General features: G+C 70.0%; 12 protein-coding genes and 1 pseudogene. 6 read left to right on the forward strand and 7 right to left on the reverse strand.

Annotated elements, in window-relative coordinates; all coding sequences use genetic code 11:
- Positions 1-274: 274 nt before the first annotated feature.
- From ACFWM7_RS07155 to ACFWM7_RS07165, 3 genes are read right to left on the reverse strand one after another with little or no spacing between them, the layout of a single operon-like run.
- On the reverse strand, positions 275-1,438 hold the full coding sequence (locus ACFWM7_RS07155) for an oxygenase MpaB family protein (RefSeq protein ID WP_383256112.1): 1,164 nt from the start codon (positions 1,436-1,438) through the stop codon (positions 275-277).
- 42 nt (positions 1,439-1,480) lie between these two features.
- Positions 1,481-2,533, reverse strand: a complete 1,053-nt coding sequence (locus tag ACFWM7_RS07160) for a polyprenyl synthetase family protein (protein ID WP_383256114.1) — start codon at positions 2,531-2,533, stop codon at positions 1,481-1,483.
- A complete protein-coding gene (locus ACFWM7_RS07165) occupies positions 2,526-2,804 on the reverse strand; it encodes a polyprenyl synthetase (protein WP_383256116.1) in 279 nt (92 codons plus the stop codon). The genes ACFWM7_RS07160 and ACFWM7_RS07165 overlap by 8 nt, the downstream gene beginning before the upstream one ends.
- 329 nt (positions 2,805-3,133) lie before the next feature.
- On the opposite strand from ACFWM7_RS07165, the pseudogene ACFWM7_RS07170 reads away from it, so the two are divergent.
- The 4 genes and pseudogenes from ACFWM7_RS07170 to ACFWM7_RS07185 all read left to right on the forward strand — a co-directional run.
- Positions 3,134-3,262 (forward strand): annotated as a pseudogene (locus ACFWM7_RS07170) (YihY/virulence factor BrkB family protein); the annotation flags it as partial.
- A gap of 141 nt (positions 3,263-3,403) precedes the next feature.
- On the forward strand, positions 3,404-3,820 hold the full coding sequence (locus ACFWM7_RS07175) for a phage holin family protein (protein ID WP_383256118.1): 417 nt from the start codon (positions 3,404-3,406) through the stop codon (positions 3,818-3,820).
- On the forward strand, positions 3,817-4,272 hold the full coding sequence (locus ACFWM7_RS07180; protein WP_383256120.1) for a DUF3618 domain-containing protein: 456 nt from the start codon (positions 3,817-3,819) through the stop codon (positions 4,270-4,272). The genes ACFWM7_RS07175 and ACFWM7_RS07180 overlap by 4 nt, the downstream gene beginning before the upstream one ends.
- 38 nt (positions 4,273-4,310) lie before the next feature.
- Positions 4,311-4,547, forward strand: a complete 237-nt coding sequence (locus ACFWM7_RS07185; RefSeq protein WP_383256135.1) for a DUF4235 domain-containing protein — start codon at positions 4,311-4,313, stop codon at positions 4,545-4,547.
- A 645-nt stretch (positions 4,548-5,192) separates the two neighbouring features.
- Here ACFWM7_RS07185 and ACFWM7_RS07190 read toward each other — a convergent pair.
- Together ACFWM7_RS07190 and ACFWM7_RS07195 are read right to left on the reverse strand one after the other, a co-directional pair.
- Positions 5,193-6,125 (reverse strand): ATP-dependent DNA ligase, encoded by a 933-nt coding sequence (locus ACFWM7_RS07190; protein WP_383256123.1) that lies wholly within the window; start codon positions 6,123-6,125, stop codon positions 5,193-5,195.
- Between the two features lie 31 nt (positions 6,126-6,156).
- Positions 6,157-7,092 carry a Ku protein gene (locus tag ACFWM7_RS07195; protein WP_383256124.1) on the reverse strand — a complete coding sequence of 312 codons (936 nt, stop codon included), beginning with the start codon at positions 7,090-7,092 and terminating at the stop codon, positions 6,157-6,159.
- 697 nt (positions 7,093-7,789) lie between these two features.
- On the opposite strand from ACFWM7_RS07195, the gene ACFWM7_RS07200 reads away from it, so the two are divergent.
- Entirely contained in the window at positions 7,790-8,488 is a 699-nt protein-coding gene (locus tag ACFWM7_RS07200; protein ID WP_383256126.1) for a GAF and ANTAR domain-containing protein, read from the forward strand.
- Between the two features lie 208 nt (positions 8,489-8,696).
- Entirely contained in the window at positions 8,697-8,936 is a 240-nt protein-coding gene (locus tag ACFWM7_RS07205; RefSeq protein ID WP_383256128.1) for a hypothetical protein, read from the forward strand.
- A 175-nt stretch (positions 8,937-9,111) separates the two neighbouring features.
- Here the strand turns inward: ACFWM7_RS07205 and ACFWM7_RS07210 are convergent, their stop codons facing one another.
- On the reverse strand, positions 9,112-9,246 hold the full coding sequence (locus ACFWM7_RS07210) for a hypothetical protein (RefSeq protein ID WP_383256130.1): 135 nt from the start codon (positions 9,244-9,246) through the stop codon (positions 9,112-9,114).
- Positions 9,247-9,759: 513 nt separating this feature from the next.
- The coding region (locus ACFWM7_RS07215) for a transposase (RefSeq protein WP_383256137.1) at positions 9,760-9,937 on the reverse strand (178 nt) is incomplete at its 5' end.

Genomic DNA, 9,937 nt, shown 5'->3' on the forward strand with positions numbered 1-9,937 from the left:
CTCGGTTGGGCCGGCGTGAGTCCGGTAGCAGAGGTGTCCGTGTTCGGGAGCGCCGCGATTCCCCTCGGCCCTCATCCTTCTTATCATCGACTCGATCGCCGGTATCGGCGCTCTGTGGACCATCGGAACCATGCTGGTGGCCGTGGCCGTGGCCGTGGCCGTGGCCGTGGCCGTGGCCGGGGGCGGAGGCGCGGGCTTGGGGGGCTCTCTCGACGCGGCAGAAGGGCAACTCGACGCGGACGATCGCTTGCTCCGGCGCCTCGGCGTTCCTGTGTCAGTCGAGGACGGTGGCGGCGGGCGGGTTCCAGCGGCGGGCGCGGGGCGACGCGGAGGAGACGCCGTACGCCTCCTTGAGCTGTTCGGGGATGGCGTAGTGCATCACGCGTCCACGGGTGAGTGAGGACAGTTCCAGGAGGGTGGTCAGGTGGCCAAGGCGGTCCAGTGCTCGGGCACCCAGCGGGGAGCGGTCCTCGATCGTCTCCAGGACACCGAGGAGATGAGGTACGGCCTTGACGACGGTGTCCCATGACGTGCGGGGCACCTGGAGCCAGTCGGCGCAGGTGTCGCCGGTGAGGTGACGGATGAGCGCGGAGACGATGGGGTCGAAGAAGGTCCCGGGTACGACCTCCTCATAGAGCTCGATGAGCTGCCGGGTGAGCAGCGCGCCCTCCTCGGAGGGGCCCATGTGCCGGATCATGTACAGATCGAGGAACGCGCGGGCGTCGTCCAGGGTATGGGGGACGGCTTCCTGGCTGACGCCCAGCATCGCGCCGACCACGCGCCAGGCGTAGTAGTAGGCCTCCGCGCCTTCCTCGGACATGTGGATGCCGAGGCGGTGCAGGCTGTCGAGGACGAGGAGCGAGAAGAACATCTGCCCGCCGATCATGTCCTCCTGGCAGATCGGCGCCCCCAGCGCGTCGGTGTCCCAGCGGTTCTCGCGTTGGAGGTGATGGCGGATGGACGCGTGCAGGAGGCGGACCTTCTGGGCGGCGGGGACGAAGCGGCCCCCGGCCTCGAAGGCGTCGGGTTGCATCAGGTAGACGGTGAACTGGCCGGTCTCCGCCATCCGTTTGGAGGGGTACTTCAGTCCGTGGGTGGCCGATAGCAGCTTCGCCACGTGCGGGACCACGTAGCAGGCCGGCATGGAGGCGAACGACAGGGCTGTGGAGATGTGCACGTTGTTGTCGATGAAGAACAGCCGGGCCTTCTCCATCACCCCCCAGTCGACCCAGTCCGGCGGGGTGCTCGTGGCCTGGAGGTATTCCCGGGCGACACCGGGCAGTCCGTCCGGAAGAGGCGCGCCGGCGGTGGAGACATAGCGCATCAGGGTGTTGAACTTGCCCACTTCGCCCCGTTCGAAGAGCGCCGCGACGGTGGCGTCGGCCAGCTCGTCACCGCCTTGGCGCAGAACGTTCATCGAGGCTTCGGTGTAGTTCATGACGTAGTTCCTTGTCTTCGGGGGGTGAGCGGCGGGCGGGGATCAGGACAGGCGGACGGTCGCCGAGTTCGCCAGCGCACCCAGGGCATCGGCCGCATAAACCGGCATGTCCAGGTCACGGAGGGCGCCCAGGGCTTCCTCGACCCGCGCCGTGATCATGTCTTCGACGAGAGCGGGGGTTCTCAGCCGCCACATCACTTCGCGGACAGCGTCCAGCCCGGCCTCGTCGAGGGAGCGCCGGCCCAAGAGGTTCCGGAGTCGTGACCGGTCGTCGTCACCGGCGATGCGCCAGGTCTCCGCCAGCAGCGCCGTCGGCCGTTGCCCGCACAGGTCGTCCGCGTTGGCCTTACCGGTGCGCTCGGGGTCTCCGAACAGCCCCAGCAGGTCGTCCCTGAGCTGAAACGCCTCGCCCAGTGGCAAACCGAAGGCGGAGTAGCCCTCGCGCAGCCGCCTGCTGGCTCCGGCCAGCGCTCCACCGATCAACAAGGGCTGCTCAACGGTGTACTTCGCGGTCTTGTACCGGACCACCTGCAGCGAGGCTTCCGTGTCCGGTTCAGCCCCGGTACGCAGGATTTCCAGGCACTCGCCCGCGATCAGCTCCCGGCCCAGGACCGACCACAGCGGGCGGGCCCGGCCCAGATAGGCGGCAGGCAGACCGCTGGTGGCGAACAGCTGCCCGGCCAGCCCCATCAGCAGGTCCCCGATCAGCATCGCCAGCGACCTGGCGGCGGCTGCGGAACGAGGGCGGCGACGCACGACCCCGCGCAGAGCGACATGCGCGGTGGGGCGGCCGTGCCGCAGAGCGCTGTCATCAATGAGGTCGTCATGCACGACCGCGGCGGCATGGATCAGCTCCAGGGACGCAGCCGCCCGCAGCAGCGCGGAGCTGTCCGGCTGCCCCGCCGCCCGCCAGCCCCAGTAACAGAACGCGGCCCGCAACCGTTTGCCGTCCGCGACGGCCGCTTCCACCTGGGCCGCCACCGGAGCGAGGGAGGGATCGATCTCCGCGAACAGGTCGGCTTCTCGCGCGACGAACGGATGCAGTATCTCGTCGACCCGGGCCTTGAACGCGGCAGCGTCCCACCGGTCAGACATCTTCGGCGGCCCGCCGCGCGACCGCATGCCGGGCCAAGAGCTCCAGATAGGCAGGGGGCGGAGTCACATACCGGTCAAGCACCAAGCGCCCGCGCGCCATCAGTTCATGCTCAGCCTCCGCCGCCAGCTCGGCAGCATCCGAGCGGCGCAGCAGCCCCCGCACCGCGCCGAGTACCGAACCGATCGCGCTCACGGCCAGATCGGATGCCCCCGCCACGAGCAGGACCGCCCGCTCGTCGAAGGATTCGCCACGGCCTGCTTCGTGCGTCATACCGCTCCCCGCCCCCCTGCGTCCGAGGCGCAGGTCACGCCCCCTGTCTCCAGGATCGCGACGCACCGGGCACCAGAGGGGGCGAAACCACGATCGAGTGAACGATGCGCTCCGATGTGCGAGCGGAGGCGGACCGGCTGCCGGCCGGGGGCGCGGCCCACTACGGGTACAAGCGGGCTCGTCGTTGCATGGGTTGAGCTGGGAGTACGCAACCGCTCGCGCAGGCGTTGATCCGCTTGTCCATGGACGCCCGCACCGCCGTGGGCCGAGGCCGACGCGGCGGGACGGTGGCCATGAGGGATCAGCACGACCGCCAATCTGCCGGTCACGGTCCTCAGTTCGACGCGGAGATGGTCCGCCGGCGTGCCATTGCAGGTGGGCACCCTGAGGGCGAGGAGCCATACGTCGAACCTCGCGAAACGAGAGCACGGAGCGGGGAACGCCGCCCGGAAAAGTGAGCACATCTCGCCGTGGGACGGGTACGGACGCGGCTGGCGGGTAGCCGGGCGACAGCCGCACATATCCGGATGCGGAGGTTCCGTCGCGGCGGTCCGCCTTCACGTGCCGGTTCCGACAGGGAAGAGCTAGGTGACCTCATCATGAGCCCAGCAGGACGGCAAGCTCCCAGCACCAGCGATGAGCCGGTGGGCGTGCTGGTCTCGCGTGCCTCGCAGCAGATCTCGGAACTGGTCCGCGAGGAAATGCAGCTGGCACGTACGGAGATGACGCAGAAGGGCAAGCGCTTCGGTAGGGGTGGAGGCCTGTTCGGCGCTGCGGGAATCATCGGGATCCTGGCGGCCCAGGCTCTGGTGGCGACCTGCATTGCCGCACTCGCCCTGGCCCTGCCCCTGTGGGCGGCGGCCCTCATCGTCACGGTAGTGCTGGCCGCAGCGGCCGGAGGGGCCGCCCTTGCGGGGAAGAAGCAGATCGCCCGGGCCGGAACCCCGGCCCCGGAGCAGACCATCGACAGCGTCAAGGCCGATGTGGCCGAGGTCAAGGAGAGGGCCCACCGATGAACGACGAGTCAGAGAACGCGATGGGTTCGCCCACCCCCGAGGAACTGCGTGAGCAGGTCGAGCGGACGCGCGACGAGCTCGGTCAGACCGTCGAGGCGTTGGCGGGCAAGGCCGACGTCAAGGCGCAGACGAAGGAGAAGGCCGCGGCGGTGAAGGAACAGGCCGTATCGGCCACCGCCCGGATCCGCGAGAGGACGGCTCAGGCCGCACAGGCGGTGAAGGACAGGGCTCCGGACTCCGTACAGGAGAAGTCGGCGCAGGCCGCCACGCAGGTGCGCGAAAGTGCGGCCCGGGCGGGGCGGTTCACGGCGGACCGTACCCCCGACCCGCTGCTGGAGAAGGCGGGCCGGGCCGCGAAGGTCGCCCGCGCCAACCGCGCCCCGCTCCTCGCGGGCGGCGCGCTGCTGGTCGCCTTCCTGCTGATACGCCGCAAGGGGGGACGCGACAAGTGAAGTCGAAGCCGAAGTCGTACAAGATCGCCTACAAGCCGATGGGGTTCGCCCTCGGAGCGGTCAGCGGCTTGATCGCGAGCGCCGCGTTCAAACAGACGTGGAAGCTGATCGAAGGCGAGGGCGACGCCCCCGACGCCCTCGACGAGGACCGCCCATGGCGGCAGATCCTCCTCGCCGCCGCCGTGCAGGGCGCGATCTACGCTGTGGTCAAGGCCACCGTCGAACGCTCGGGCGCCCAGGCGACCCGGCGCGTCACGGGCACCTGGCCGGCCTGACCCGCGGCGGCCCGGCCGGCACCACCGCGGCTGCGATCAGTCACCCTCACATCGGCCGGTTCCGGCGCCGCTTGGGGCAATCTGGAGCGGGAACTCGCCCCGGTGCCGGGCTTCGCAAAGGCCTGGTAGATGGTGTGGGCGCTGGGCGGCCGTTGCGCCGCGCGGCGCCCCACGGGGGCCTCCCGTCGGGCCGGTGTCCTCAGGTGCGGGGGTGGCCCGGCGGCGGCGTTTCGGCTTCGCGGCTCGGGCGGGTCTGACCCCGACAGGACGCGGCGCAGCTCGGTGCTGATCCGGCGCATCCGCAGGGAGGCGTTCTCCGTGATTCTCCCCGGGTACGTATTGATCATGTAGCGGCCGCGGCAGGCGAGGAACGTCTTGCCCTTCCTCATGGTCGGGGACGGGCCGCAACAGGCTGGGCGATCAGCAGGGCCAGGTCGCCGGCGCCGACGTCCGGGCGCATGTCGCCGTCGGACTGGGCGCGGACGACGAGTCGGTCGAGGATCTGGCGTAGCCGGCGGTTCTCGGGGTCCTTCTGGAGCTCGGCCCAGGCGCCGGCGAACCAGACGGACAGCCGTGGCCAACCGCAGTTCAGCTCCAGCCTGATGGGGCGGGCGGTCTGCGCTCACGGCACCGCCCCGAGCAGTGTCATGCCAGGTCGTCGGGGGTGAGGTCGGGGCGTAGCCGGTGCCAGGAGGGGTGGCGCAGGCGTCCGGCGCGGGTGCGGGAGGTGTAGCGGACCTCTCCGACGAGCCGAGGGAGAGCCCACCGGGCCCCGGCCACCGGCGGGGCCTGCGCGAAGGGGCAGGCGTCGATGGTCGCGACGTGAAGGAGGCCGGCGAGGCGGGTGCGTTCGGCCTCGCTCCAGCCGCTGCCGACGCTGCCCGCGTAGTGGAGGAGTCCATCGCGCCGCTCGCCGACCAGAACCGCCCCGGGCAGACCTGCCAGCCGTCCGCGCCCGGGTACCCACCCGCCGATCACGACGTCGGCGATGCGGTGGACCTTGATCTTCACCCAGGTCTTCGACCGTGTCCCGGGCTCGTACCGGGAGGTGAGCCGCTTCGCGATCAACCCCTCCAGCCCGGCGTCCCGGGCCATTTCCCATGCCTCGGCGCCGTGCCCGGTGATCGCCGCGGGTGTCGACCAGGCGGGCCCGGCCAGCCCGAGACCTGTCAGCAGTTTCCGTCGCTCCGCGTAAGGCAGGCCGGTCAGGAGCCGGCCGTCGAGGTGCACGACGTCGAAGAGCATCAGGTGCGCGGGCACCCGGGCCGCCATGCGCGCCACCTTCGCAGGGGAGCCGGCGAGGCCCATCCTCTGCTGGAGGCGCTCGAAGTCGCTGCGGCCGTGACCGTCGAGTGCCACGACCTCGCCGTCCAGCACGGCGCTCCGCGATCCGAGGGCGTCGGCGAGGGGGAGGAGTTCGGGGTAGGCGGCGGTGATGTCCGTACCTGAACGCGCGCGCATGAGGATGGTTCCGTCGCCCGGCAGGTAGACCATGGCCCGCTGGCCGTCCTGCTTCACCTCGAACGCCCACCGGTCCGCCACGCCGGTTGGTGGCAGGGGGCCGGGTGTGGCGAGCATCGGCTCGATCCTCGGCAGGACGGGAGGAGGGTCAGGAGGCACTGCGCTTCTTGGCGGCCGTCTTCTTCGCAGGCTTCTTTGACGCCGTGGATTTCTTCGAGGCGGCCGTCTTCTTCGCCGACGCCTTCCGGGTGGTCTTCTTCGACGTCCGCATCTCGTGCACGGTGGCGTCCTTACCGTCGTCGCTGCGGGATTCCTTCGCGGCCTTGACGGAGGCGTTCAGGGCGGCCATCAGGTCCACGACCTCGCCCTTCTCTTCCTGCCCGCCCTCGGCCGGGGCGGGAAACGGCTTACCCTTCGCCTTCGCCACGATGATGTTCTCCAGGGCCTCGCGGTATTCGTCGTGGAAGCCGGCCAGGTCCTCGATCGTCATCCGCTCGGCCAGCTGCAGGGCCTGCTCGATCTCCTCCTCGGCGACCTCGACCTCGCGCGGGGCCAGCTCCTGCGGGTTGCGGACCTCGTCGGGCCACTTCATGGAGTGCAGCACGATCGCGCCCTCCCTGATCCGCAGCAGGCCCAGGCGCTCACGGCCGTGCCACGCGAACTTGGCCACCGCGACCTTCGAGGACCGCTCCAGAGCCTTGCGCAGCAGGGTGTAGGGCTTGGCGGCGACCTGCCCGTCGGCGGCCAGGTAATAGGAGTCGCTGATGCGGACCGGGTCGATCGTGCCGGCGTCGACGAACGCGGCGATCTCGATCGCCTTCGCCGTCGGCAGCGGCATCTGCTCCAGTTCCTCGTCCGTCACCGGAACGGTCTGGTCCTTCGCGATCTCGTAACCCTTGCCGATCTCGTCCTGGGACACGACCTCGCCGTCGATCTCGCAGACCTTCCGCGTCCGCACCCGGCCCATGTCCGCGAGGTGCACCCGATGAAAGTGCACGTCATGGTCCTCGGTCGCGGACACGATCTTCACCGGGATCGTGACCAGCCCGAAACTGATCGCACCAGCCCACAGCGGTCGCGGCACTTCTTCCACCTCCAGGGCCCTTGCACCGCCGCTCGGCGAGGGAGGGCCGGGAACGCCCGGTCGGAAGCCCCCGGGCTGCTACGTCGTACTCCTGATCCTCACGCGGGGCAGCGGAGCCCGCATCTCCACCCAGCGCCGACAGCTGGTGAACGGCCCGTGCCCCCGCGCCCGGATGAGAGGCCGGACAGCGCTGCCACATAGCGGACAAGGGGCGTGCCTGGACGCTGCTCGCCCGAAACAGCGCCCCGGGCAAGGTGTGGCCGGTGCGGGTTGGTCGTGATGTCGGAGAGGTCGCTGGGGGTGTGGGTGGTTCGGGCAGGCTGAGTACGGCGAGGCGTGCGGCGCGCACGTGCGGCCGTGGGGCCGTCGCTGAGGATCTCCCGGCACGTGTTGGCGAGCGTGCAGAACGAACGGGTCGAGCACACGCGCGAACGCCGCCGCCAACGAGCGGAACAGGAACGAGCGGATCAGGAACGAGCGGAACAGGACTGGGCCCTGCTCAATGCCGGCATCACACACCACCCCACTGGCCCTGACATTCTTCCCCGGCCGGGTGAGCACAGGGCACTGGCTCTGTTCACGACTCGTGAACAGAGCGAAGGTCGAGCGTCCTGGCGTGGGGTCTGATACGGGGGCAAGTGTCCGGCTGGTTGGATCGGGGAAAACGGAGCCCCCCGAGGGCTATGACGGGATGGTCATGAACTGGCAGCACTTCGCCCAGCAGATAGCGGCGATGGCACGCGATCTTCTGGAACAGGACTCGGTGGCCGGGACGCTGGATCGGATCGCGGCGTCCGCGATGGAACTGGTCGAGGGCTGCGACGCTGCCGGGGTCATGATCATGCGGGGCGACCAGGTGCAGACCCTTGCGGCGACTGGGCAGATGGTCGACGAGAGCGACCGGTTGCAGGAGCGCCTGCGGGAGGGGCCGTGTTTCGACGCGGCCCGTCGCCGGGACGGGGAGCGGTTCTACCGCATCGCCGATATGACCGCCCTGCACCAGCGGTGGCCCGCGTTCGCCGCTCCAGCCGCCGAACTGGGGGTCGGCAGCATGATGGGCATCCTGATGTTCACCGACGAGGAGAACCTCGGCGCCCTGAACCTGTACTCCCGGCTCCCGGGACGGTTCACCGAGACCAGCGAGACGGCCGCGTGGGTGCTCGCCTCCCACGCCGCCGTGGCCCTGTCCAGTGCACGCAACCACGCCCAGCTCACCGAGGCCGTCGCGACCCGGCATGTGATCGGCGAGGCCATGGGCATCCTCATGGCCCGCCACCACATCCCCGAGAACGAAGCCTTCAACGCGCTGCGCCGCTACTCGCAGGACCACAACGTCAAGCTCCGCGAAGTCGCCCGCCAGGTCACCGAACTCGGAACCTTTCCCCGCGCGAAGTAGCCCCCCGGGGGGCGGCTCCCATCGGCACGTGACCGAACCGGGGGAGCCTTGGCCGGCCCGGCCCCCTGGGGAACGTCGCCGTTCCGGCCTGTCCCCCGGAGTTCCCCGGTACTGCCTGGGTGACACACCCACCGGGCGGAGTCGGTGCGGACGGGGCTCCCTGGCGGTCGACTGGCCCTAAAAATCGAACGTAGGTTCTAATGAATGGATGGACCCATTCCCTTACCCCGACGACCTGATCCACGCCCAGCGGGAGTGGCACGCCGCCTACCGCGCCCTCGCCGTACCGCGCCCGCGCCATGCCACCGAGCTGCGCCGCCGCCTGCTCCATCTGTCGGTCAGGATTCACTGGCATCCGTTCTGGTCCACCCCGGCCGGCTGGACGCCCGCGGCCCGGGTGGAGCTCCGTCGGCTGACCCTGGAGGACCGGCAGGGGGACGCGGCCTGACCGATGCGTGATGTGCCGCCTGAGCTGGAGCGTCTGCGGGCGCTGGATACGTGGCTCGCGCGGCCCCCGTACCGGTCCGCGAGTAGATCGCCGCCATCCAGCGCCAGGCGGCCACGCAGGGGCCGGCCCCTGACGCCCCGTTCGGCAAGGCTCTTGTGCTGGGTGACGACAGAGGTCAGGCCGCCTGGTCGTAGGCAGGACCGTTCTCGGGAGGCGAGGTGTCGGTGTCGTCGGTCTGCGCGATCTGGTGGAGGCGGAGCTTCTGTGCGGTGCGCAGGATGGCCCAGGTCGCGAGCAAGGTGCCGGTCATTGCCCAGGAGTCCTGTCCCATGATCCCCCGCGTTTCGTCGTGTGCTTCTTTGCCCGACCTCGACTCTTCATGTGTCGAACGCGAGGGGCGGCCCGCGCAGGGCGACGTCCCGGCGCCGTGCCGGACGGCGTGGGGATCGGGCGGGGAGAGGGCGGGGGCGCGGGCCGAGGCGGGCGCTTCGTCCTTCCCGGCTCGGAAAGCCGCGCGCGACGCGGCTGCGACCGCGCTGGGGTGACGGTGATCACGGATACCCGCGGGGGAGAGCTGCGTAGGCTCGCGGTGTTGTTGTGGTGGGGCTCGGGGGCGGCGAGCGGGCCCTCCCGGGGCACCTGGCGAAGCGTCAGGAAGTCAGGAAGTCAGCAAACGGTCAGCATGCGTCCCGGACGTGTCCCGGCTTGCTGACCTGCGACCTGCAGTGCGGCGCCTGAGCATGATTCTTGGGCCGGAACGGATGGTGCACGACACATGGCCCGACAGCTCGCCCGCGGTATGGGGTCCTTCTTAGACCGTGTCCTACATGGTCAGTTTGAGGAATCGTTTGTAGCAGCAGAGAGCGGCTGCCAGTCCGAGAAAGGCCAGGTAGTTGCCTGGTTTTTGCTCGTAGCGGTGGTTGAGTCTGCGGTAGCCGGTCAGCCAGGACATGGTGCGCTCGATGACCCATCTGCGGCGGCCGAGCCGCTCGCTGGATTCG

The sequence above is a fragment of the Streptomyces sp. NPDC058375 genome (genome assembly GCF_042723425.1).
GTDB lineage: Bacteria > Actinomycetota > Actinomycetes > Streptomycetales > Streptomycetaceae > Streptomyces > Streptomyces durocortorensis.

Excerpts from the sequence above, each read along its gene's own strand:
- ACFWM7_RS07190 (WP_383256123.1), bottom strand. The coding sequence starts at position 6,125 with ATGCTCGCCACACCCGGCCCCCTGCCACCAACCGGCGTGGCGGACCGG.
- ACFWM7_RS07160 (WP_383256114.1), bottom strand. The coding sequence starts at position 2,533 with ATGTCTGACCGGTGGGACGCTGCCGCGTTCAAGGCCCGGGTCGACGAG.
- ACFWM7_RS07205 (WP_383256128.1), top strand. The coding sequence starts at position 8,697 with ATGGACCCATTCCCTTACCCCGACGACCTGATCCACGCCCAGCGGGAG.
- ACFWM7_RS07180 (WP_383256120.1), top strand. The coding sequence starts at position 3,817 with ATGAACGACGAGTCAGAGAACGCGATGGGTTCGCCCACCCCCGAGGAA.
- ACFWM7_RS07185 (WP_383256135.1), top strand. The coding sequence starts at position 4,311 with ATGGGGTTCGCCCTCGGAGCGGTCAGCGGCTTGATCGCGAGCGCCGCG.
- ACFWM7_RS07175 (WP_383256118.1), top strand. The coding sequence starts at position 3,404 with ATGAGCCCAGCAGGACGGCAAGCTCCCAGCACCAGCGATGAGCCGGTG.
- ACFWM7_RS07155 (WP_383256112.1), bottom strand. The coding sequence starts at position 1,438 with ATGAACTACACCGAAGCCTCGATGAACGTTCTGCGCCAAGGCGGTGAC.
- ACFWM7_RS07200 (WP_383256126.1), top strand. The coding sequence starts at position 7,790 with ATGAACTGGCAGCACTTCGCCCAGCAGATAGCGGCGATGGCACGCGAT.
- ACFWM7_RS07165 (WP_383256116.1), bottom strand. The coding sequence starts at position 2,804 with ATGACGCACGAAGCAGGCCGTGGCGAATCCTTCGACGAGCGGGCGGTC.
- ACFWM7_RS07210 (WP_383256130.1), bottom strand. The coding sequence starts at position 9,246 with ATGACCGGCACCTTGCTCGCGACCTGGGCCATCCTGCGCACCGCACAG.